Raw genomic sequence first — 22,199 nt, forward strand, 5'->3', positions numbered from 1 at the left:
AAACGTCGACGGCCGCCCCGGGGGGCGGCCGTCGTGTTCGTCTAGGAACGCGCGAGGAGGGGGCCGCCCAAGGGGTCGGCCCACCAGCAGAAGCAGGTGTGCGGCGCGTTCATGCGTCGAGACTAGCCGATGCGGCGGACGGGTGAGGCCGGTCACGCGAATGTCCGCGACGTGTCTCACCCCTCGGGCAACGGTCACAAATCGGTTGTCGCACCCCGTAGCCTTGCCGTGTGACCGTGACGAATCCCCACCCCTGGCAGTCCCTGCCCGCGGCGCAGCAGCCTGAATGGCCGGACCAAGAGGCTCTGCGCAAGACCCTTGCCGAGCTCGCCTCGTATCCGCCGCTCGTCTTCGCCGGCGAGTGTGACCAGCTGCGCGCCCGGCTCGGCGCCGTGGCGCGTGGTGAGGCGTTCCTGCTTCAGGGCGGCGACTGCGCCGAGGCCTTCGACGGCGTCTCGGCCGAGCACATCCGGAACAAGCTGAAGACCCTGCTGCAGATGGCGGCCGTGCTGACGTACGCCGCCTCCGTGCCCGTGGTGAAGGTCGGCCGGATCGCCGGGCAGTACTCCAAGCCCCGCTCCAAGTCGACCGAGACCCGCGACGGCGTGACCCTGCCGGTCTACCGGGGCGACTCGGTGAACGGCTTCGAGTTCACCCCGGAGTCGCGCATCCCGGACCCGGAGCGCCTGAAGCGGATGTACAACGCGTCCGCCGCGACGCTCAACCTGGTGCGCGCCTTCACCACCGGCGGTTACGCGGACCTGCGCCAGGTGCACGCCTGGAACCAGGACTTCGTGCGCAACTCGCCGGCCGGCCAGCGCTACGAGCAGCTGGCCCGCGAGATCGACAACGCGCTCGCCTTCATGAACGCCTGCGGTGTCGCGCCGGAGGAGTTCAAGACCGTCGAGTTCTACTCTTCGCACGAGGCGCTGGTCCTGGACTACGAGACCGCGCTGACCCGTGTGGACTCGCGCACCGGCGAGCTGTACGACGTCTCCGGCCACATGGTCTGGATCGGTGAGCGCACCCGGCAGCTGGACCACGCGCACATCGAGTTCGCCTCCCGGATCCGCAACCCGATCGGTGTGAAGCTCGGCCCGACCACCACGGTCGACGAGGCGCTCACCCTGATCGAGAAGCTGGACCCGGAGCGCGAGCCCGGTCGGCTCACCTTCATCACCCGGATGGGTGCCGGCAAGATCCGCGACCACCTGCCCACCCTGGTGGAGAAGGTCACCGCCTCGGGCGCGCAGCCGGTCTGGATCTGCGACCCGATGCACGGCAACACCTTCGAGGCCTCCAGCGGCCACAAGACCCGCCGCTTCGACGACGTGCTCGACGAGGTCAAGGGCTTCTTCGAGGTGCACCGCGCCCTCGGCACCCACCCGGGCGGCATCCACGTGGAGCTGACCGGTGACGACGTCACCGAGTGCGTGGGCGGTGGCGACGAGGTGCTGGTCGACGACCTGCACCAGCGCTACGAGACGGCCTGCGACCCGCGGCTCAACCGCAGCCAGTCGCTGGACCTGGCGTTCCTGGTGGCCGAGATGTACCGCGGCGGCCACTGAGCGACGGCGCCCGCTCGGACGAGCGGATGTGAGCGAAGCCTCTCCGGTCTCGGGACATCCGAGGCCGGAGGGGCTTTTTCAGGCCCGGCCCATTGGGTAAGGTGAGGCTTAGTGAGCTAAGGCAAGCCTTAGTCAAGATCGTTCCAGGCCGAAGAGGCCCGCACCACCCGGGAGAGACCGCGATGTACGTGTGCATGTGTCATGCGGTCACCGAGGACCAGGTGAAGAAGGCGATCGACGCGGGGGCCGACACCCCGCGCCAGATCGCCAAGGGCTGCCGGGCCGGCACCGACTGCGGCTCCTGCGTCCGCCGGATACAGGCCCTGCTGGGCGAGCACGGCGCGCGGCCGTGTCCGACCGCCCGGCTCGCCGCGAGGCTGGGGCTCGCCGACCCGGAGGCCGCGCCGTCGGAAGCAGTCCCGTCGGCCCCGCCCGCCCCGCTGCGCGCGGCCTGAGCGGAGCGGCTCAGGACTCCGGCTGCTCGATCAGCTGGGCCAGGTAGAGCGCCTCCCCGAGCTTCTCCAGCAGCTCCAGCTGGGTGTCGAGGTAGTCGATGTGGTGCTCCTCGTCCGCCAGGATGTCCTCGAAGATGTTGGCCGAGGTGACGTCGTTCTTGGCCCGCATCACCACGATCCCGCGCTTGAGCCGGTCGATCGCCTCGACCTCGATCTGGCGGTCCGCCTCGAACATCTCCTTGACGGTCTGGCCGATCCGGACGTGGAAGAGCCGCTGGTAGTTGGGCAGCCCGTCCAGGAAGAGGATCCGGTCGGTGAGTGTCTCGGCGTGCTTCATCTCGTCGAACGACTCGTGCCGGGTGTACTTGGCGAGCTTCGTCCAGCCGAAGTTCTCCTGCATCTTCGCGTGCAGGAAGTACTGGTTGATGGCGGTCAGCTCGGCGGTGAGCTGCTCGTTGAGGAATTCGATGACCTCTGCGTCGCCCTTCATGGCGGCTGCCTTCCTGCTGTGCGTCCAGATCCTCGGCCGTACCTCCCGGCTGCACGCATCCTGGCACCGCAATGGGAGGAAGTTCCAGTAAGTTCACACTCACTAGGACATGTGTCGGAATATCCGATTTGGCTCGTTCCTTGGCCCGTACGGGCGGGCGCACGGCTTTGGAAAGGGGCGCGCGCCGAGCGTTGCCCGCCGTCTGTCACCATGGAGCCATGGGTCAGTCCGAACGAGAACCGCTGCCGTCGTCTGACCCCAGGCTCCCACCGGGCCAGCGCCGACAGCGCGGATGGCCGACCCTGCACTACGGCCCGGTGCCCCGCTTCAAGCCGCTGACCTGGGACTTCCAGGTGTTCGGCGCGACCGCCTCGGCGGAGAAGCACAGCTGGGACTTCGCCGGTTTCACCGCCCTGCCGCGCACCACCGTCCGCGGCGACCTGCACTGCGTCACCCGGTTCTCGCTGCTCGGCAACGACTGGACGGGTGTGCCGGCGTCCGAGGTGCTGGAGCGGGTGCCGCCGGCGCCGGGCGTCACCCATGTGATGGTCTGGGCCGAGTACGGCTACAGCGCCAACCTGCGGCTGGCCGACTTCGCCGACCCGTCGGCCGTCTTCGCCACCCACCGCAACGGCGAGCCGCTGAGCGCCGAGCACGGCTTCCCGGTCCGCCTGGTCGTGCCGCACCTCTACGCGTGGAAGGGCCCCAAGTGGGTGCGGGCGGTCGAGTACATGCGGGCCGACCGGCGCGGCTTCTGGGAGGAGCGCGGCTACCACAACCTCGCCGACCCGTGGCGTGAGCAGCGCTACTCCTACCAGGAGGAGCCCGGGGACGGCCCGCTGCGCTAGCCCCGGGCCACTACAGGAACGGGAAGGTGACCGTCACCACGGTGCGCTGCGCGCGGCGCTCGCCGGCGGCGGGGGACTGGCTGGACACCTTGCCGGTGCCGAAGAGGTTGACCCCGCTGCTCTGCATCACGAACCCGGCGGCCTGCAGCGTCCGCGCGGCGTCGTCCTTGGACATCCCGGTCACGTCCGGGACCGGCACCATGCCCTTGCTGACCACCAGCGAGACCGGCGTGTTCTCCGGCACCTGCTGCCCCGCCGCCGGAGAACTGCTGATCACCGCGCCCTCGGCGACCGCGTCGTCGTACGTCTCGGTCACCCCGCCGCGCGCCAGCTGGGCGCCGGCCAGCGCGGCGGCGGCCTGGTCGGCCGGCTTTCCGGCCAGCTCGGGCACGGCGATCCGCTTCGGGCCCCGGGAGACGGTGACGCCGACCGCGTCGCTCTTGCGGGCCCGGGCGCCGACCCCCGGGTCGGTGGAGATGACCTGCCCGGCCGGGACGGTCTCGCTGTAGACCTCGGTGAACCGCCCGTGCATGCCCGCGCCGTCCAGGATCCGCTGCGCCTCCGCCCGGTCCTTGCCGAGTACGCTCGGCACCGTCGTGTACAGCGCCGAGGAGAGCGCGTACGTGGCGCCGCCGACCAGCAGCACCAGGGCGGTCAGCACGGAGGTCCAGATCAGCGGCCTGCGGGGGAGGCGGCGCAGCCGGCCCGGCCGCGGGGTGCGGGCCGGCGGGGGCGGCTCGTCGTAGGGGCGCGGCTCGGCGAGCAGCTGCTCCATCACCTCCGGCGGGACGTCCAGCACGCTGGTCCGCTCGACCGGCGGCGCGGGTGCGGCGGGCTGGATCACCGAAGTCGGCTCGCTGGTCGGGTACTGCGGGCTGGGCCGGGTGGAGGCCGGCGGCTCGGCGTCCAGCTGGGCAGGGGTGAGCGTGCGGCGCACCCGCTGGAGGGCGGCCAGCAGCTCGACCGCGTCGTACGGGCGGGCCTGCGGGTCGCGAGAGCACGCGGCGGCCACTATCGCGTCCAGCCCGGGGACGATGTTCGGCACGGTGAGCGACGGTGCGGGGACGTCCTCGTGCAGGTGGCGGTACATGACCTGGACCGGGTTCTCGCCGGTGTGCGGGCGGTGGCCGGTGAGCATCTCGTAGAGCAGGATGCCGGCCGCGTAGACGTCGACCCGCTGGTCGGTCCCGGCGCCGGGGCGGATCTGCTCGGGGGCCAGGTAGGAGACGGTGCCGAGCAGGGTGCCGGTGGTGGCGGTGCCCGACGCCGCCGTGCCGTCGCCCGCGTCGAGCACCCGGACCAGGCCGAAGTCGGCGACCTTGACCAGGCCGCCGTCGGTGATCAGCACGTTCTCCGGCTTGACGTCGCGGTGGACCAGTCCGGCCCGGTGGGCGGCCCCGAGCGCGGCCAGCACCGGCTCCAGGACGTCCAGCGCTGCCCGGATGGACAGCGCGCCGCGGTCGCGCAGCAGGTCGCGCAGGGTGCGGCCGGGCACGTACTCCATGGCGAGGAAGACGGCGCCGCCGTCGGCGCCCTGGTCGAAGACGTTGACCACGTTGGGGTGCGCGAGGCGGGCGACCGCCTTGGCCTCGCGGATGAACCGGCCGGTGAAGCCCGCGTCGCCGGCCAGTGACGGGTGCATCACCTTGAGCGCGACCACCCGGTCGAGCCGGGTGTCGGTGCCCTTGTAGACGGTGGACATCCCGCCGGACGCGATGCGCTGCTCGACCCGGTAGCGGCCGTCGAGGAGGGATCCGATCAGGGGGTCGTGCAGTGCCATGTCCGCCTTGTCCACCCGGCGAGTCTAGTGGCGGGGCCCGGGCGCGGCACCGCCCCCGGGGTGCGCGCCGGGCTTCGTGGCCGGGCTGTGACAGTGCGCCGGTGCCGCGCGCGCCCGCCCTGGGCGGCCGGCCTCCGCCGGACCGGCGGCCGGGTGTCCGCGGTGGGAGCGCGCCCCCGCCGCGGGCCCCGGCTCGGTCAGAACGCCGGGCGCTCGCGGGTGTCCAGGTCGGCCCGGCCGGCCATCGCCGAGGAGGCCTCGGCGTGGAAGCGGCGCGGGATGCGGCCGGCCCGGCGGGCGAGCCGGCCGGCCTCGGTGGCGTGTCGCATCGCCTCGGCCATCAGCGCCGGGTCCTGGGCGCGGGTCACCGCCGAGGCGAGCATGACGGCGGAGCAGCCGAGCTCCATCGCCAGCGCGACGTCCGAGGCGGTGCCGGCACCCGCGTCCAGGATGACCGGGACGCCGGCGCTCTCCACGATCAGCTGGAAGTTGTGCGGGTTGCGGATGCCCAGACCGGAGCCGATCGGCGAGCCCAGCGGCATGACCGCCGCGCAGCCGACGTCCTCCAGCTTCCGGGCCAGCACCGGGTCGTCGTTGGTGTAGGGCAGCACGGTGAAGCCGTCGTCGACCAGCGTCTCGGCGGCGTCGAGCAGCTCGATGGGGTCCGGCAGCAGGGTCCGCTCGTCGGCGATGACCTCCAGCTTCACCCAGTCGGTGCCGAGCGCCTCGCGGGCCAGCCGGGCCGTCAGCACGGCCTCGCCGGCGGTGAAGCAGCCGGCCGTGTTGGGCAGCACCCGGATGCCGTTGCGGGTCAGTACGTCCAGGACGGAGCCCTGGGTGCCGGGATCGACCCGCCGCATCGCCACGGTGGTCAGCTCGGTGCCGGAGATCCGCAGTGCCTGCTCCAGCACCTCCAGACTGGGGGCACCGCCGGTGCCCATGATCAGGCGGGAGCCGAAGGCCGTCCCGGCGATGGTGAGGACGTCCTTGTCGTCGAGTGTGGTGTCGGCCATCGGTCAGCCCCCCTGGACGGCGGTGAGGATCTCGATCCGGTCGCCCGCCGAGAGCAGGGTGTCCGGCCACGAACTGCGTGGCACCACGGCCTCGTTGAGCGCAGCGGCGACGCCGGAGTGGGCCTTGCTCAGGGTGGCCACCACTTCGGCGAGCGTGGTCGCGGCGGGCACCTCGCGCGGCCGGCCGTTGACGGTGAGGGGGATGTCGCTCATGCGGGGACCTTCGTGGTGAAGCGAGTGGGGGAGAAGGGCTCGCCGATGGCCGGGACGGTGCCGGTGGCCAGGTACTCGGCGAGCAGGTCGGCGGTCACCGGGGTGAGCAGCACGCCGTTGCGGTAGTGACCGGTCGCGGCGACCAGGCCCGGCAGGGCGGTCGGCCCGAGCAGCGGCGCGTTGTCCGGCGAGCCCGGGCGGAGTCCGGCGGAGGTCTCCACCAGCGGCAGCTCGGTGATCCCGGGGACCAGGTCGTGGGCGTCGCGCAGCAGTTCGTAGACGCCGCCGGCGGTGACGGTGGTGTCGTAGCCCTGCTCCTCGCTGGTCGCGCCGATCACCAGCTCGCCGTTCTCGCGCGGGACCAGGTAGAGGTGCTGCCCGCGCACCACCGCGCGGACGTTGCGGGACAGGAACGGCCGGTACGGCCCGGGGATGCGCAGCCGCAGGATCTGGCCCTTCACCGGGCGGATCGCGGGCAGCACGCCAGGGGGCAGGCCGGGCAGCCGGTGGCTGTGCGGGCCGGCGGCGAGCACGGTCCGCCCGGCCGCCACCACCTCCCCGGCGGCCAGCCGGGCGCCGACCGCCCGGTCGTGCTCGACCAGCAGCTCGACCGCCTCGGCGCGGTGCACGACGACGCCCGCGGCCTCGCAGGCCCGCAGCAGCGCGCTCAGCAGCCGGCGGCCGTCCACCTGGTGGTCGTCGGCGACGTGCAGGCCGCCGCGGACGCCGGGCGCCAGCATCGGCTCCAGCTTGCGGGCCTCCCGCCCGGTCAGCCACTGCGAGTCCAGGCCGAGCCGCTGGTGGAAGGCGTGCAGCTCGCGCAGCTCCGCGCGGTCGTCGGAGTCGAGCGCGACGGCCAGCGTGCCGCAGCGCCGGTAGCCGGTGTCCGCGCCGCCGCCCGCCTCGGCGAGCTCGGCCGCGAAGTCGGCGTACCGCTCGTTCGAGGCCATCCCGAGACGCAACAACGGCTCCTCGCCGTACTGGAGTTCGGTGACCGGGGCGAGCATGCCGGCCGCGACCCGGGCGGCGCCGCCCCCGGGGTCCGGGTCGACCACGTGCACGCGCCCGACCCCGCGCTGTGCCGCCCGCCATGCGACGGCGAGGCCGATGACGCCGCCGCCGATCACCAGGACGTCGGCATGGGTACCCGCTGCCGAGCGTGTCAAAGTCGCTCTCCCTTCGCCGGTATGACCCGGATCAGGTTCGGACGGTCGCGGGCCGTGCCAGCCCGCCTCTCAGCCCGGTACGCCGGGCTCCCGCGATGGTGCCCCCACCTTAACTCCGGGCCTGGTCACGGCTGAAGGCGCGTACGAGGGGTGGGACGGGCCCGGTACCCGCACCGAACGCCAGTACAGTGACGGGCGTGGCAGATCTGAGCGGAACGGATCAGGTGGTCGTGGTCGGGGCCGGGCTGGCCGGGGCGCATTGCGCTTCCGGGCTGCGGCGCGGCGGCTGGCGTGGGCGGATCGTACTGGTGGGCGAGGAGCCGCACGCACCGTACGACCGGCCGCCGCTCTCGAAGGAGGTCCTGCTGGGCAAGGCCGACGCCACCCCGCTGGACATCGACTTCCCGCACCTCGGCATCGAGGTGCTCGCCGGCTGCCGAGCCACCGGGCTGACCCCGGGCGTGCTGCACACCGACGGCGGCGACCTGCCGTACGGCGCGCTGGTGATCGCCACCGGCGCCGCTCCTCGGGTGCTGCCGGGCGCCGAGCGCGCGCACCTGCTGCACACCCTGGACGACGCGCTGGCGCTGCGGGCCCTGTTCCGCCCGGGCCTGCGGCTGGTGCTGGTCGGTGCCGGCTGGATCGGCGCCGAGGTGGCCACCGCGGCCCGCGCGGCCGACTGCCGGGTCACCGTGGTGGAGGCGGGCCCGGCGCCGGTCCCCGGCGCGCTGCCGACCGAGGTCGGCCGGGAGATGGCCGCCTGGTACGCCGAGGCCGGGGTGGAGCTGCGCTGCGACGCCGCCGTCGCGGCGGTCGAGCCCGGCGCGGTGCTGCTGGCGGACGGCTCGCACCTGCCGGCCGACGAGGTGGTGGTCGGCATCGGCGTCCGCCCGGCGACCGACTGGCTGGCCGGCTCGGGCGTCGAGCTGGACGCCGCCGGTGCCGTCGTCGTGGACGACCGGCTGCGCACCAGCCTGCCTGGCGTCTTCGCGGCCGGCGACTGCGCGAACTACCCGTCCGCCCGCACCGGCGCCCGGCTGACCGTCCAGCACTGGGACCACGCGCTGCAGTCCGGCCAGGCCGCGGCCGCCTCGGTGCTCGGTGCGGACGCGCCCTACGACCCGGTGCCGTACTTCTGGTCGGAGCAGTTCGGCCGGATGGTGCAGTACGTCGGCCGGCACGGCGCGGGGGACGAGCAGGTCCGGCGCGGCTCGCCGCAGGACCCGACCTGGGCGGTGCTCTGGCTGCGCGACGGCGCGCTGCGGGCCGTGCTCACGGTGGACCGCCCGCGCGACCTCACGCAGGCCCGCCGGCTGGTCGAGCGCGGCGCGGTGCTGGATCCGGTCCGGGCGGCGGACCCTTCGGTGCCGCTGAAGGCGGCCGTCGCGGGGTAGGGCCCGGCCCGCGCGAGCGGCCGGTTGGTGCGCCGGGGGCCGCGGAGGTGGCAGTCTGGTGCCGTGAGTGAGATCGAAGCCAAGATTGAGTCCCTGGTCCCCGAGTGGCTGTACCTGCCCGACATCTCCGAGCGGTGGGGCGTCGTGGTCACCGAGGTCCGCAACATGGTCAAGAAGGGTGACCTCATCGCGGTGCGCCGCGGCCCCAACAGGTCGCTGCAGGTCCCGGCCGCCTTCATCGACGACGCCGGCCCGGTCAAGCACCTGGTCGGCACGGTGACCGTGCTGCGCGACAGCGGGTTCAGCGACGAGGAGATCCTGGAGTGGATGTTCACCGAGGACCCGTCGCTGCCCGGCACCCCGGTCCAGGCGCTCTGGGAGAACCGCGCGACCGAGGTGAAGCGCCGCGCCCAGGCGATGGCGCTGTGACCACCGCGACGCCCGGCGCGGCGGCCCGCGAGCGGCTCGCCGACGCCCGGCTCTACCTCTGCACCGACGCCCGCCGCGAGCAGGGCGACCTCGCGGAGTTCCTGGACGCCGCGCTGGCCGGCGGGGTGGACATCGTCCAGCTCCGCGACAAGGGCCTGGAGGCCAGGCAGGAGCTGGCCGCGCTGGAGGTGTTCGCCGACGCCTGCCGTCGCCACGGCAAGCTGCTCGCCGTCAACGACCGGGCCGACGTCGCGCACGCCGCCCGCCCGGACGTGCTGCACCTGGGCCAGGACGACCTGCCGGTGCCGGCCGCCCGCGCCGTCCTCGGCGAGGACGTGATCATCGGCCGCTCGTGCCACGCCGAGTCCGAGGTGGACGCGGCGATCGCCGAGCAGGGCGTGGACTACTTCTGCACCGGCCCGGTCTGGCCCACGCCGACCAAGCCGGGCCGCCACGCGCCGGGCCTCGGCCTGGTCGGGTACGCCGCGAAGCAGCCCACCGACCGGCCGTGGTTCGCCATCGGCGGCATCGACCTGGGCAACCTGGACGAGGTGCTGGCCGCCGGCGCCCGCAGGATCGTGGTGGTCCGCGCGATCACCGCCGCGGACGACCCGCAGGCCGCCGCCGCCGAGCTCGTCCGGCGCCTGCGCGCCTGACCGGCCGGGGGCCGCCGCCGTCCCGGCCGGTACGTCTCAGTACTTGCGGACGGTGGCGGCCTCCGCCAGCGCCAGCAGCACCTCGCGGGCCCGCTCGTCGGCGAGCGGCGCCGCCTCCAGCGCGGCGAGCGACTGGCGCATCAGCTCGGTGATCCGCTGCTCCACCCGCTCGGGCGCGCCGCTGCGCTCGATCAGGCCGCGCAGCCGGGCCACCTCGTCGGGTGCGAGGTCCGGCGCGCCGAGCCGGTCGTCCAGGTGACGGGCGTCGGCGGCCGGAAGGTCGCGCATCGCGTGGGCGACCAGCAGGGTCCGCTTGCCCTCGCGCAGGTCGTCACCGGCCGGCTTGCCGGTGACCGCCGGGTCGCCGAAGACGCCCAGCAGGTCGTCCCGGAGCTGGAACGCCTCGCCCAGCGGCAGGCCGAACGCCCCGTACGCCTCGACCAGTCCGGTCGGGGCGCCCGCGAGCAGCGCGCCGACCTGCAACGGCCGCTCGATGGTGTACTTGGCCGACTTGAAGTGCAGCACCGTCTGCGCCCGCTCCAGCGCGCCCCCGTCGGTGGAGTCGCCGGCGACCGGCTCCAGCACGTCCAGGTACTGGCCGACCATGACCTCGGTGCGCATCAGGTCGAACATCGGCTTGGCGGCCAGCACCGCGGCCGGGTCCAGACCGGAGCGCAGGAACAGTTCGTCGCACCAGATCAGCAGCAGGTCGCCGAGCAGCACCGCGGCCGAGGCGCCGTACTGCTCGCGGTCGCCGCGCCAGCCGTGCGCGCGGTGCAGCGCCTCGAAGCGGCGGTGCACCGAGGGCAGACCGCGCCGGGTGTCGCTGCGGTCCATCAGGTCGTCGTGGACGAGCGCGCTGGCCTGCAGCAGCTCCAGGGCCGCCGCCGCGTTGGCGATGCCCTCGCCGGCCGCCGGGCCGCCCGCCCCGCGCCAGCCCCAGTAGCAGAACGCCGGGCGCAGCCGCTTGCCGCCGTCGAGCAGGAAGTCGCGCAGTGCCTCGGTCGCGGGGGCCAGCTGGGGCGAGATCTTGCCGAGCAGGGCCGACTGGCCGTCCATGAAGCCGGCCAGGGCGGCGTTGACGCGCTCGCGCACGTCCTCCACGTCAATGGGGTTGGCCGGCCGGTTGCTGGACGAGGTCACGATGAGGCTCCGGAGTTTCGCTGAGGTGCAGCAAGCCTAGCCGGGCGACCGGGAACACCCGTACGGACCAGCGCCCGCCGGGTGGATCCGCCCGGGCCCGGTCCGGCCCGACGGGCGGGTCCGCCCCGTTCCCGAGCCGGCCCGGACGGCCTCCGGGCGTATGCGGAACGGCGTCCACCGCTTGTCTCAATTACTGGGATCGAGTTGTCCGGGCCCTGCGACCGGTGGTTAACCTGCCAGCATGGCACTCGGCATCGCTTCCACCAGAACTGACCGCGCGTTGACGGTCCGCGAGCTTCTGGCGGCCGGCAAGCGGTCCTTCTCCTTCGAGTTCATGCCCCCGCGTACCGAGGTCGGCGAACAGCGCCTCTGGGACGCCATCCGCAGGCTCGAACCGCTCGACCCCAACTTCGTCTGCATGACGTACGGGGCCGGCGGCTCCTCGCGCGAGCGCACCGTCAACATGGTCGGCCGGATCGCCACCGAGACCACGCTGACGCCCGTCGCGCACCTGACCGCGGTCGACCACTCGGTCGCCGAGCTGCGCAACATCATCGGCCAGTACGCCGACCAGGGTGTGCGCAACGTCCTCGCGGTACGGGGCGACCCGCCCGGCGACCCGATGGGCGAGTGGGTCAAGCACCCGGAGGGCGTCACCTACGCGTACGAGCTGGTGGAGCTGATCAAGGGGATCGGCGACTTCTGCGTGGGTGTCGCGGCCTCGCCGAACATGCACCCGCGTTCGACCGACTGGGACGACGACATCCGGCACTTCGTGGCCAAGATCCGGTCCGGCGCCGACTACGCGATCACCCAGATGTTCTTCGAGGTCGACGACTACCTGCGGCTGCGCGACAGGGTCACCGCGGCGGGCTGCCACGTGCCGATCATCCCGGAGATCATGCCGGTCACCAACGCCAAGCAGCTGGAGCGCTTCCCGCAGCTGAGCGGCTCGGCCTTCCCGGCCGAGCTGGAGGCCCGGCTGCGGGCCGCGATCGACGACCCGGCGGCGCTGCGCGAAATCGGCATGGAGCACGCCACCGCGATGTCCGAGCGGTTGCTCGCGGAGGGTGCCCCGGGCCTGCACTTCATCACGCTGAACCACTCGACCGCGACGCTGGAGATCTACCAGAACCTGGGCCTGCACCGGCGTTGACCTGCCCCGCGTTCCCGGCCGTTGAACGGGTACAGTCGCCGCACACGCGCGGCGCGCGCGGGCACGCGACTGGAGGTAGCGGGCGGATGGGCATCGGGTACCTGCTGCTGTACGCCGCGTTGGCGGTGGTGGCGCTCTGGCTGGTGGCCGAGCTGCTGCTGCAGAACCGGGCTCCGCTGCACTGGCGCGGACTGGCCCTGGTCGGCTTCCTCGGCGTGGTCGGCGGCATGGCGCTGGGCTCCGTGGTGGTGATCGGCGCGGGTGCCGCGCTGTTCGCGGTCGGTCAGACCTTCGTCACCCTCTCCGTGAAGCGCGGCCACGCGACCGGCTGGTCGCTGCGGGCGGCGGACGGCAGCCTGCCCGGCCCGCTCGCCAAGGTGCCGCTGCTCGGCGCACTGACCGGCGGCGCGGCGGTCGCGGCCACCGCGGTGGCGGTGGAGCGGATCGGCACCGTCAGCGAGGTGGAGTCGACCCCGGAGCCCGAGCCGTTCGAGGAGGAACTCCCGGCCGTCGAGCAGACCGCCGCCTTCGAGATGCAGGAGCTCGCGGCGGACGGCGTCTACTCCTCCGCCTACTACGAGCAGCAGGCGCAGGCCGAGACCCTGCTCCAGGCCCAGGTCCAGCACCAGCCGGACCCGTACGCGGACGCCTACCAGTCCGGCTACGACCCCGCGGCCCAGCAGGTCCAGCAGCAGGTCTGGGACCAGCAGGGCCAGCAGGAGTGGCACGCCCAGCAGCAGCCGGCCTTCGCCTACGACCAGGGCTACGGCGGTTACCAGCAGCCCGTCCAGCCGGACCCGTACGGCGGCTACCAGCAGCAGGTGGACCCGTACGGCGGCTACCAGCAGCAGCCCGCCCAGCAGTACGGCTACGACCAGCAGCAGTGGCAGCCCCAGCAGCCCGACCCGCAGCACCCGCAGCAGGGCGTCCCGCACCAGCCGCAGTACGACTACGGCTACCAGCAGCCGAACACCTGGCAGCAGCAGGGCTGACCCGCGCGCGGGGTCCGGCCCGCGCTCCGCTCGGGCTCAGGCCGGGCCGACGACGCCGGCCGCGATGCAGGCCGACATACCGACCCGGGCCAGCCCGCCGCCGGGGTGGGCGGCGCCGCCGATCAGGAGGAGGCCGGGCACCGGCGACTCGGTCGCGAGCTGGAGCCAGTCCCCGCCGCGCCCGGCGAGGGCCGGCCGGGACACGGCGCCGCCGAACGCCCCGGTCTCCCGGCGGGTGTCCTCGGGCGTCCGGACGACCCGCCACAGCATCCGCTCGCGCAGGCCGAGGCCGGCCGCGTCGACGTGCTCCAGCAGCCGGTCCGCGTAGCGCTCGGCGACGCCCGGCGCCGTCCAGTCGACGTCGCCCTGCGTCGGGACGGTGGCGGTGAGCACGGCGGTCTCGTGGTCGTCGTCGGGGCGCAGCGCCGGGTCGTCCGGGCGCAGCACCTGCACCGTCGGACGTTCGCAGAGGCCGGCCGAGAGGGTCAGCGCGTCGATCTCCCGCGCCGGGACGGCGGCGTGCACCACCGTGCGGTGCGCCGTGCCCGCGGGCCGGGCCCCGCGCAGGGCGAGCAGGACGACGAACCGCCCGGTGGGCACCTCGGGGTGTCCCCACTCCTGCGGATCGCCGTCGGGCCACTCCGCGATCCGGTCGTGGAAGAGCGTCCGGGCGTCCATCGAGGAGATCACCAGGTCGGCCTCGACGGGGCCCCCGGCGGTCTCCACGCCGCGCGCGCGGCCGTCCTTCTCCAGCACCTTCGTGACCCGGGTGCCGAAGCGGAACACCACCCCGCGCTGCTCGCACCGCCGGTGGACGGCGTCCGCCAGCGCGCGGATGCCGCCCTTGACGTACCAGACGCCGAAGGACAGCTCCATGTACGGCAGCACGGTCGCGCCGGCGGGAGCGGTGTCCGGGACGAGGCCGGACCGCAGGGCGTGTTCGTGCAGCAGCGCGGTCAGGCCCGGGTGGCCGTCGAGCCGGCGCTGCGCCACGTCGCCGAGGGTCCACTCGCGCGGGCCGCGCAGCCGGGCGAGCAGTCCGCGCTGCGGCGGGACGGGGTAGGGGTCGGTGTGCAGCGCCGCGCGGTCGGCCGGGAGCGGCTCCTCCAGCAACGGGCGGCGGGTGGCCTCCCAGACCGTGCGGCCGTGGTTCATCACCTCGGCCCAGCGGTCGCCCGCGCCGGGGCCGAACGCGTCGTCCAGGGCCTGGACGACGCCGCCCCGGGAGGCGTTGGGCAGCAGCAGGTCGGTCCCGTCGGGCAGCAGGTGGCGGCTCTCCGGGTCGACCGGGGCCAGCTCGACCAGTTGCTCCAACGGCTCCTTGCCGGTCTTCAGCGCGAGGTCGCGGTAGACCGCCGGCAGGGTGAGCAGGCCGGGGCCGGTGTCGAAGGCGAAGCCGTCCCGCTCGTAGCGGCCGACCATGCCGCCGTACGTGGCACCCGCTTCGCAGACCGTCACCCGGTGTCCGAGGGTCGCCAGCCGGGAGGCCGCCGCGAGCCCGCTCATTCCTGCGCCGATGATGACGATCCGTGCCATGGCCCGAATCCTATGGCCGGGCCGCGGGCACCCCCGCCGCCGGTGCCGCCCGGCCGTCCGCCCGGGCGGCCTTCCGCTCGCGCCGGCGGGCCCGGAAGGTGCGGATCCGGTTGACCGCGAACCAGACCAGCAGCAGGCCCGCGGCCAGCAGGGCGGCGGCGAGCGAGGCGGCCAGCCACGGGTGGAAGATCGCCAGGGTGACCAGGCCGGCCACCGAGAGGTCCTCGGCCAGGCTGACCGCGATGTTGCTCGCGGGTTCGGGCGAGGTGTTCACCGCCATCCGCAGCGAGGCCTTCACCAGGTGGCTGACCAGTGCGGTGGTGCCGCCCATCGCGCCCGCCGCGACCTCGCCCAGCGAGCCCGGGTCGGCGCTCGCGATCAGCGCCCCGACCGTCGCACCGGCGATCGGGCGGACCACGGTGTGGACGGCGTCCCAGAGGCTGTCCACGTACGGGACCTTGTCGGCCACCGCCTCCAGCAGGAACAGGACGGCCGCGGCGGCCAGCACGTCGGTGCGCTCCAGTGCGGGCGGCACCGCGTCGGCCCCGCCGAACCGGCCCAGCAGGCCGAGCAGCAGGACCACCGCGTAGGCGTTGATCCCGCTGGCCAGTCCGCTGGTGAAGATCAGCGGCACGATCGTCATCCGGTCCTCCTCGACGGGGCGGGTGCCGGATCCGCCCGGCCCGCCGTACCGTACCGGGACGCCGGAGCCGTGCCCGTCGGTTCCCGGGTCCACCCGGGTGAGTACGGATACTCAGAACCGCACTTGAGTATCCGAGCGGATGGTGCCCGACCTGCGGGGACGGGAGAGTGGTGGGCACCGGGAGGGCGGCGCGTCGGGCGCCGCGCCCCCGGGGCTGCGGACACGTGGCGGCGCCGGTTCATGGGACGGCGCCGCGCCCGTCACCGGCGGGTCCGCACCGGAGCCGGCCGCAGGCCCGCACCGCCGGCACGGGGCGGCGGAGCGGGTCAGGGGGGACCGGCGACCCGGGGAATCCGAAGCGCCGCCCGTGGGGGGACGGCGGTTCGGCGGGTGCGGGGCGGCGGGACGCGGACCGGCGGAGGGAGACGGTCGGCGGCTGCCGCCCGCACGCATGCCCGGGGACGGCCGGAGGGCGCCCCGGGCCGTACCGGACGCATTGTCAGTGGTGCCGTTCACGATGGAGGGGCACGGGCCGTCCGGCCCGCGCGCTGCCTCGGAACGGGGGAGACCATGACCATCAGCCACCCTGAGAACGTCACCGCCCGCCTCCACTCCGCCGCCCACCGGCCGGGCGCCCCCGGCCCGTCCGCCCACGCCCCGGCCGGTGCCGACGTCCACCCGGTGCTGCGCCGGGTCGCCGCCCCGCCGGCCGCACTCGACCTGCTCGCCGACGCGCACCGCACCCTCGTCCGGGCCCGCGCCCTGGAGGACCCGCTGGAGCGCTACGCCGCCGCCCACCTGGCCGCGCTGCGTACGGTCGCGGCGGTGCTCGCCGTCCGCGGCCGGCCGGAGAAGAGCGCGCGGCGGCGCCAGGCCATCCGCAGCGCCTGGGAGGTACTGCCCGAGGTCGCGCCCGAGCTCGCCGAGTGGGCGCCCTACTTCGCCGCCGGGGCCCGCCGCCGGGCCGCCGCGGAGGCCGGGATCAGGGGGGCGGCCTCGGCCCGCGACGCCGACGACCTGATCCGCAACTCCGCGCTCTTCCTCCGCCTCGTGGAGCGGCTGCTCGGGCTGCACCCGGCGCCGCCCGCACCGCGGCTGCCGCTGGACGGCGAGGCCGTCGCCGACCCGGGCCCCCGGGGGTGACCGGCGGGACCGGGGCGGACCCCGGCCGGTCTAAGGTGGAGGCCATCCGATCGATCTGCCGAGGAGCCCCGCCTTGTACCCGACGCGTCCCCGCAGCGCCCTGCGTACCGCCGTGGTCTGGGAGGTGGTGCGCGCAGCCCTGGAGAAGCGGACGGCCGAGCTGGACCAGCCGGTGCTCGACGTGGTCGACACCGGCGGCGGTACCGGCAACTTCGCCGTCCCGGTCGCCCGGCTGGGCCATCGCGTCACCGTCGTCGACCCGAGCCCCGACGCGCTGTTCGCGCTGGAGCGCCGGGCCGCCGAGGCCGGCGTGACCGACCTGGTGCGCGCCGTTCAGGGCGACACCCAGACGCTGCCCGAACTGGTCGTCCCCGGCAGCGTGGACGCGGTGCTCTGCCACGGGGTGCTGGAGGTCGTGGACGACCCGGCCGAGGCGCTCGGCAGCCTGGTCGGCACCCTGCGCCGCGGCGGCTTCGTCAGCCTGCTGGCCGCCAACCGCAACGGTGCGGTGCTCGCCCGCGCGCTCGGGGGCCACTTCAACGACGCCCGGACGGTGCTGGACGCTCCCGACGGCCGCTGGGGCGGGAACGACCCGATGCCGCGCCGCTTCACCGGCGACGAGCTCGACCGGCTGGCCGTCGGCGCCGGTCTGCGGGTGGACTCGGTGCACGGCGTCCGGGTCTTCGCCGACCTGGTGCCCGGCGTCCTGGTGGACACCGAGCCGGGTGCGCTGGAGGCGCTGCTCAAGCTGGAGGAGGCCGCCGCCGCACAGCCCGCGTTCCACGCGGTGGCGACCCAGCTCCACCTGCTGGCCACCCTGGCGTGACCCGGCGATGAGCAAAAGGGCTCGCGCCGCCCCCGTCCGACCGGCTGCGGGGAGCACCCCGGGTCCACCTCCGCTCCACGCCGCCCCCCACCTGAGCTGCCCAGCTCCGGACCCATTCCAGGGGATCGGGCACTTGTCCGGGCCGGGCGGCGTTGAGTCCAGTGCGGCGCGGACCGTCCGATGCGGCCCGTCCCGCGCGTGGTCGACCACCCCGGAACGGGCCCGTGGACCGTATGATCTGGGTAAAGCCGGAAAGCATGACAGCCGGACGCTCGGGGCATATGGACGACACGGGCCCGGGCCCCCGCACAGGCGTCCGACCGCGCGTTTTCATGGCTGATTGGACTTGCCTCCCCGACCGGGGCGGCGGACCGGTCGCACCCGCGACCGACGAGTAGGAGGACTCCGTGCCGCTCTCGGAGCACGAGCAGCGACTGCTCGACCAGATGGAGCGAGCGCTGTATGCCGAAGATCCCAAATTCGCGTCGGCGCTTGAGGGAACCGGGCTGCGCACCTACACCCGTCGGCGGGTCTACCTGGCCGTCGGAGGCTTCGTGGTGGGTGTAGGCCTGCTGATGGGCGGCATGGTCGTCCCCGACCAGATCTGGGTCAGCGTCGTCGGGTTCCTGGTGATGCTGGGGTGCGCGGTCTTCGCTGTGACGGGTTGGCGCCGCGGTTCCGCAGGTCAGGCCTCCGGCCCCCGGCCGGCCGCCGCTCCGCGCCGCAAGGCGGGGATGATGGACCGGGTGGAGCAGCGCTGGCAGCGACGCAGGGACGAGCAGACCGGCGGGTTCTGAGCGGCCCCGCACGCCCCGGCCGGAAGGACCCGGCCTCACGAACGCCGAGAGGGCGGGCAGTCGACCGACTGCCCGCCCTCGGCGTTTTCGTCCGGCGGCCGTATGCCCCGTGAGCCGGGTCCCGCCTCCGGTCCGGGACCGGAGCCGCGACGGCTCCGGTCCCGGCGGCCCGGTCTCAGGGCCTGCCGTCGTCCTCTCCGCCCCGGTGCCGCAGCCGGCCCCGGGCCCGGCGCACCGGCCCGGTCACCGCCCCGGTCACCCGGGCGGCCCGGCGGCGCACGGCGAGCCGGGCGCCCAGCACCGCGTCGGAGATCCGCCACCAGAGCTGGGCCGAGGACGGGGGCAGCAGCACGGCCCTGGCCCGGACGGCCCGGCCGGCGCCGGCCTTCAGGCCCTCCCTGGCGGTCCGGACGTCCGCCACGACCTGGTCCGACAGCCGGGCGGAGCGGGCGTAGAGCACTCGCTCGGTGGCCAGCGCCAGCCGCCCGGCGGCGGCCGCCGCCTCGGTGCCGAGCTCGGCGGTCTCCGCGATCCGGCGGGCAGCGGCGCGCGGGGTGCGCGACTCGTCCGGCGCGATGCCGGCGTCCCAGGCGGAGTCGATCAGCTCCTCCCAGGCGGCCAGCACCTGGGCGTCGGTGAGCTCCGCCGGGCCGTCCCCGCCCGGCCGGCGCCGCCCGCCCGCGCCGAGCCGGCGGCGGCGCAGCCGCGTCCGCCAGATCATCGGCGTGAGCAGCAGCGCGACGACCAGCAGCGCCACCGCGGCGGCGACCAGCACCTGCCAGGACGGCACCCAGGAGTCCTGCCGCGCCGAGCCGGCGGTCCTCTGCTCGTCCCCGCACTCGCCCATCCGGCGCAGCTTGGGGTCACAGCTGCTGCTCGCCGAGGGCAGCGTGACCGGCCCGGTGGCCTGCCCGGTGAGGGTCGGCTGAGGGGCCGGGGCGGTGGTGGGCTCGACGACCGGCGAGGTGTAGCGGGGCTGCACGCCGAGGCCCTTGGTCGGCTCGAAGCGCATCCAGCCGTAGCCCTCGAAGTACAGCTCAGGCCAGGCGTGGTACATCCGGCCGGTCACGGAGTACGAGTTGCCGGCCTTCGCGTTCCCGGGCATGAAGCCGACCGCGACCCGGGCGGGGATCTGCAGGGTGCGGGCCATCGCCGCCATGGAGGAGGCGAAGTGCACGCAGAACCCGCGCTTGTCGCGCAGGAACGCCTCGATCGCGGTGCTGCCGGTGCCGCTGTCCTTGATGGCGGTGGTGTACTCGAATTCCGGGCCGGTGAACCAGTTCTGCAGGGCGATCGCCTTGTCGTACGGCGTCTTCGCGCTCTTGGTCAGGTCCGCCGCCTGCAGCTTGACGCTCGTCGGCAGGTTCGCGGGCACCGAGGTGTACTGCTCCATGATCTTGGACGGTGCGGGCGGGGCCTGGCGCAGCTCGTCCGCCGTGGGCTTCACGTCCAGCGCGACGACCTTGTAGTTCAGGCCCTTGAGCGCCCTGTCCCGGTTCGGCACGACGGTGCCGGTGAGGATGTCCATCCGCCAGTCGGAGCGGTTCGGGACGCTGACCGAGGACGCCGGGTAGGGCATCGGCAGCCAGCCCTCCTCCAGCCGGTTGCTGATCCTGAACTCGCCGGTGACCGTGGGGGCCTTGAGGTCCCGCAGGCCCTCCGGCTGGGGGAGGGTGTTCGGGAGCTCGGAGACCGCCGGCCTGCTGAGCGTCCACGCGGTGCCGTCGAACTTGTCGAGCGAGCCGGTGCGCAGGTAGGCGGTGTCGGCGAAGACGCTGTCCATCGCGTACGTGAACAGCTCTTCGTTGCTGGGGTTGGTCAGGTGTGAGGCCATGCTGACCAGCGGGTCCAGGCTGCTGACGCCGCCGGTGCCCGAGCCCGGGCCGCCGGATCCGCCGGAGCCGCCGGAGTGGATCAGGCCGCCGTCCCAGTGCGGGAGGAAGGGCGGCACCAGCAGGGCCAGCGCGAGGGCGAGCACGCCGACCCGCTGGCCGCTCAGGCTGAGCGACCCGGAGCCCTCGGTGCCGCGCGGCGTCCCGCGGAAGACCCGGCCCCAGCGTGAGACCCGGTCCTGGCCCTCGGCGAAGAGCAGCACCAGGTAGCCGGCGGCCGCGAGGCCGAACCAGACCCAGCTGCCGCGGTCGCCGGCCAGCCCGTTGCCGACCGAGTAGAGCGCCAGCAGCGGCAGCCCGGCCAGGGCCGAGCGCCGGTAGGTCACCGCGACGGTGTCCACCACGACGGCGATCAGCCCGATGGAGCCGACCAGGATGAGCCGCAGGCCCGCGCTGGGCGGGGCCGGGATGGCGTACTGCTCGATGTCGTCCAGGCCGTGGGCGAAGACCCGGCCGAGCGCGGACACGGAGTCGCCGCCGGGCAGCAGGCCGCCCCACTTGGCGGCGGAGCCCGCGAAGCCGATCAGCAGCATCAGGAACAGGACGACCAGCTGCCCGAGCGGCACCGTCCAGCGGTAGAGCGGCGTCCGGCGCAGGCCCGCGCCGGCCGCCGAGACCACGGCGATCACCAGGTAGGCGTGGGTGATCCAGCCCTTCGTGGTGAGCAGCGGGGTCAGACAGAGCGCGGCCAGGGCGGTGGCCAGCGCCGAGTACACGGTCAGTTTGGCCCGGGTGGTCACGCGCCGGCCTCTTCTCGGTAGGGGGAGGGCGAATCGGCCCGGTCGACGGCCTGCCACAGCTCGGGGACGGAGTCCCCGGCGCGGACCGGCAGGACGGTCCAGCCGGCCTCGCGCAGCTGCCGGACCCTGGCCTGGAACTCCTCCCCGCCGGTGTCGGGCGCGATCATCCGCAGGCCGGCCCAGGTGCCGGTGTCGAGCAGGAAGGCCACCGCGCCGCCGGTGCGGGTGCGCAGCCGGGCCAGGCGGGCGGTCTGCTCCTCGTCCAGGTCGCCGAGGACGGCGACCAGCAGGCCCTCGCCGGAGGCCCGCAGCGGGTCCTCGGCCCGGGAGAGCCCGGCGCCGTCGGAGAGGTCGACCACGGCGAGCGCGTCCAGGATCAGGCCGGAGGCATCGGCGGCGGTGTTGCCGCCGCCGGCCTCGGGGCCGGGGACGCAGTGGCCGAGGTCGGTGAGCAGCCGGGTCTGGTAGCCGCGCTGCAGCAGGTGGCCGGCGACCGAGGCGGCGCAGCCGACCGCCCACTCGAAGGAGGAGGCGGGGCCGCTGCCCCGGTGACCGATCTCGCGGGTGTCCAGCAGGACGGCGGCCCGCGCCTTCTGCGGCTGCTCCTCGCGGCGGACCATCAGCTCGCCGTAGCGCGCGGTGGACTTCCAGTGCACCCGGCGCAGGTCGTCGCCGGGCCGGTACTCGCGCAGGATGACGTCGTCGTCGCCGGCCAGAGCCAGGGTGCGGGCCCGGCTCTCGCCCTGGCCGATCCACTCGCCGCTGAGCCGGACGTGCGGCAGCTGCTGCACCTGCGGCACCACGGTGAGCACGTCGTAGGCGGAGAAGGAGCGGCCGAGCTCGCACATCCCGAACGGGTCGGCGAGGCGCAGCTGCAGCGGGCCGAGCGGGTAGCGGCCGCGCAGGTCGGAGCGGACCCGGTAGGAGACCTCGTGGTGCCCGCGCGGCTCGACCCGGTCCAGCACGAAGCGCGGGCGCGGCCCGAGCACGTACGGGACCTTGTCCTCCAGCAGCAGCAGGCCGGTGGGCACCCGGGAGACGTTGTCGATCCGCAGGTGGACCCGGGCCTCCTGGCCGGCGACGGCCCGGTGCGGGCTGAGCCGGCGGCCGCTGGCCACCCGGTACCGGGTGCCGGCCAGCAGCAGGGCGGCGGCCAGCGGGAGGGCGGCGAGCAGGATGCCGACGTGCAGCAGCGCGCTCTGGTCGAGCAGGTAGGAGCAGGCCACCGCGGTGAGCCCGGCGGCGAGGAAGGAGCGGCCCCGGGTGGTGAGGCCGCGCAGCCCGGCTCGCAGGCCCGACGATTCGTCGGACGGTGACAC

21 protein-coding genes and 1 riboswitch are annotated in these 22,199 nt (G+C 74.5%); of the genes, 11 read left to right on the forward strand and 10 right to left on the reverse strand.

Features of this window, described 5'->3' with window-relative positions; translation table 11 throughout:
* Nucleotides 1-230: 230 nt before the first annotated feature.
* Both ACF9IK_RS26030 and ACF9IK_RS26035 read left to right on the forward strand, forming a co-directional pair.
* Nucleotides 231-1,568: a class II 3-deoxy-7-phosphoheptulonate synthase gene (locus ACF9IK_RS26030; RefSeq protein ID WP_238740397.1), complete on the forward strand. Its 1,338-nt coding sequence runs from the start codon at nt 231-233 to the stop codon at nt 1,566-1,568.
* 182 nt (nt 1,569-1,750) lie between these two features.
* On the forward strand, nt 1,751-2,023 hold the full coding sequence (locus tag ACF9IK_RS26035) for a (2Fe-2S)-binding protein (RefSeq protein ID WP_395296516.1): 273 nt from the start codon (nt 1,751-1,753) through the stop codon (nt 2,021-2,023).
* Nucleotides 2,024-2,033: 10 nt separating this feature from the next.
* Here the strand turns inward: ACF9IK_RS26035 and bfr are convergent, their stop codons facing one another.
* Entirely contained in the window at nt 2,034-2,513 is a 480-nt protein-coding gene (bfr, locus tag ACF9IK_RS26040; RefSeq protein ID WP_380318654.1) for a bacterioferritin, read from the reverse strand.
* Between the two features lie 218 nt (nt 2,514-2,731).
* Between bfr and ACF9IK_RS26045 the strand changes: the two genes are divergently transcribed.
* Complete coding sequence (locus ACF9IK_RS26045) at nt 2,732-3,361, forward strand: sulfite oxidase-like oxidoreductase (protein WP_395296517.1); 630 nt, start codon at nt 2,732-2,734, stop codon at nt 3,359-3,361.
* Between the two features lie 10 nt (nt 3,362-3,371).
* On the opposite strand, the gene pknB is transcribed toward ACF9IK_RS26045, so the two are convergent.
* The 4 genes from pknB to thiO all read right to left on the reverse strand — a co-directional run bounded on the left by pknB (nt 3,372) and on the right by thiO (nt 7,533).
* Entirely contained in the window at nt 3,372-5,156 is a 1,785-nt protein-coding gene (gene pknB / locus ACF9IK_RS26050) for a Stk1 family PASTA domain-containing Ser/Thr kinase (RefSeq protein WP_395296518.1), read from the reverse strand.
* Between the two features lie 182 nt (nt 5,157-5,338).
* Complete coding sequence (locus ACF9IK_RS26055) at nt 5,339-6,154, reverse strand: thiazole synthase (protein ID WP_395296519.1); 816 nt, start codon at nt 6,152-6,154, stop codon at nt 5,339-5,341.
* 3 nt (nt 6,155-6,157) lie between these two features.
* Entirely contained in the window at nt 6,158-6,367 is a 210-nt protein-coding gene (gene thiS, locus ACF9IK_RS26060) for a sulfur carrier protein ThiS (protein WP_395296520.1), read from the reverse strand.
* Entirely contained in the window at nt 6,364-7,533 is a 1,170-nt protein-coding gene (thiO, locus tag ACF9IK_RS26065; protein ID WP_395296521.1) for a glycine oxidase ThiO, read from the reverse strand. Before thiO ends, thiS begins: the two co-directional genes overlap by 4 nt.
* Nucleotides 7,525-7,637: riboswitch (TPP riboswitch) on the reverse strand. Its footprint overlaps the gene before it by 9 nt.
* A gap of 84 nt (nt 7,638-7,721) precedes the next feature.
* Here thiO and ACF9IK_RS26070 point away from each other — a divergent pair.
* From ACF9IK_RS26070 to thiE, 3 genes are all read left to right on the forward strand, one after another.
* Nucleotides 7,722-8,927: an NAD(P)/FAD-dependent oxidoreductase gene (locus ACF9IK_RS26070; protein WP_395296522.1), complete on the forward strand. Its 1,206-nt coding sequence runs from the start codon at nt 7,722-7,724 to the stop codon at nt 8,925-8,927.
* 63 nt (nt 8,928-8,990) lie between these two features.
* Nucleotides 8,991-9,356, forward strand: a complete 366-nt coding sequence (locus ACF9IK_RS26075; protein WP_395296523.1) for an Rv2175c family DNA-binding protein — start codon at nt 8,991-8,993, stop codon at nt 9,354-9,356.
* Nucleotides 9,353-10,012, forward strand: a complete 660-nt coding sequence (thiE, locus tag ACF9IK_RS26080) for a thiamine phosphate synthase (protein ID WP_395296524.1) — start codon at nt 9,353-9,355, stop codon at nt 10,010-10,012. The genes ACF9IK_RS26075 and thiE overlap by 4 nt, the downstream gene beginning before the upstream one ends.
* Nucleotides 10,013-10,048: 36 nt before the next feature.
* On the opposite strand, the gene ACF9IK_RS26085 is transcribed toward thiE, so the two are convergent.
* Nucleotides 10,049-11,155: a polyprenyl synthetase family protein gene (locus tag ACF9IK_RS26085; protein WP_395296525.1), complete on the reverse strand. Its 1,107-nt coding sequence runs from the start codon at nt 11,153-11,155 to the stop codon at nt 10,049-10,051.
* Between the two features lie 241 nt (nt 11,156-11,396).
* Here ACF9IK_RS26085 and metF point away from each other — a divergent pair, with 241 nt between their 5' ends.
* Nucleotides 11,397-12,311, forward strand: a complete 915-nt coding sequence (gene metF, locus ACF9IK_RS26090; RefSeq protein WP_395296526.1) for a methylenetetrahydrofolate reductase [NAD(P)H] — start codon at nt 11,397-11,399, stop codon at nt 12,309-12,311.
* Nucleotides 12,312-12,397: 86 nt separating this feature from the next.
* Nucleotides 12,398-13,303 (forward strand): hypothetical protein, encoded by a 906-nt coding sequence (locus ACF9IK_RS26095; RefSeq protein WP_395296527.1) that lies wholly within the window; start codon nt 12,398-12,400, stop codon nt 13,301-13,303.
* Nucleotides 13,304-13,339: 36 nt separating this feature from the next.
* On the opposite strand, the gene ACF9IK_RS26100 is transcribed toward ACF9IK_RS26095, so the two are convergent.
* Entirely contained in the window at nt 13,340-14,839 is a 1,500-nt protein-coding gene (locus ACF9IK_RS26100; protein ID WP_395296528.1) for a phytoene desaturase family protein, read from the reverse strand.
* Nucleotides 14,840-14,849: 10 nt separating this feature from the next.
* Nucleotides 14,850-15,482: a DUF4126 domain-containing protein gene (locus tag ACF9IK_RS26105; protein ID WP_395296529.1), complete on the reverse strand. Its 633-nt coding sequence runs from the start codon at nt 15,480-15,482 to the stop codon at nt 14,850-14,852.
* A gap of 570 nt (nt 15,483-16,052) precedes the next feature.
* On the opposite strand from ACF9IK_RS26105, the gene ACF9IK_RS26110 reads away from it, so the two are divergent.
* From ACF9IK_RS26110 to ACF9IK_RS26120, 3 genes are all read left to right on the forward strand, one after another.
* The gene (locus tag ACF9IK_RS26110; RefSeq protein ID WP_395296530.1) at nt 16,053-16,625 is read left to right on the forward strand and encodes an SAV_6107 family HEPN domain-containing protein; all 573 of its coding nucleotides are present in this window, start codon (nt 16,053-16,055) and stop codon (nt 16,623-16,625) included.
* A gap of 73 nt (nt 16,626-16,698) precedes the next feature.
* Complete coding sequence (locus tag ACF9IK_RS26115; RefSeq protein ID WP_395296531.1) at nt 16,699-17,451, forward strand: methyltransferase domain-containing protein; 753 nt, start codon at nt 16,699-16,701, stop codon at nt 17,449-17,451.
* 407 nt (nt 17,452-17,858) lie between these two features.
* Nucleotides 17,859-18,248: a DUF3040 domain-containing protein gene (locus ACF9IK_RS26120; protein ID WP_395296532.1), complete on the forward strand. Its 390-nt coding sequence runs from the start codon at nt 17,859-17,861 to the stop codon at nt 18,246-18,248.
* A gap of 175 nt (nt 18,249-18,423) precedes the next feature.
* On the opposite strand, the gene ACF9IK_RS26125 is transcribed toward ACF9IK_RS26120, so the two are convergent.
* Nucleotides 18,424-20,880, reverse strand: a complete 2,457-nt coding sequence (locus tag ACF9IK_RS26125) for a transglutaminaseTgpA domain-containing protein (protein WP_395296533.1) — start codon at nt 20,878-20,880, stop codon at nt 18,424-18,426.
* Nucleotides 20,877-22,199: a DUF58 domain-containing protein gene (locus ACF9IK_RS26130; RefSeq protein ID WP_395296534.1), complete on the reverse strand. Its 1,323-nt coding sequence runs from the start codon at nt 22,197-22,199 to the stop codon at nt 20,877-20,879. The genes ACF9IK_RS26125 and ACF9IK_RS26130 overlap by 4 nt, the downstream gene beginning before the upstream one ends.

The organism is Kitasatospora hibisci (assembly GCF_043950205.1).
Taxonomy (GTDB): Bacteria; Actinomycetota; Actinomycetes; order Streptomycetales; family Streptomycetaceae; genus Kitasatospora; species Kitasatospora hibisci.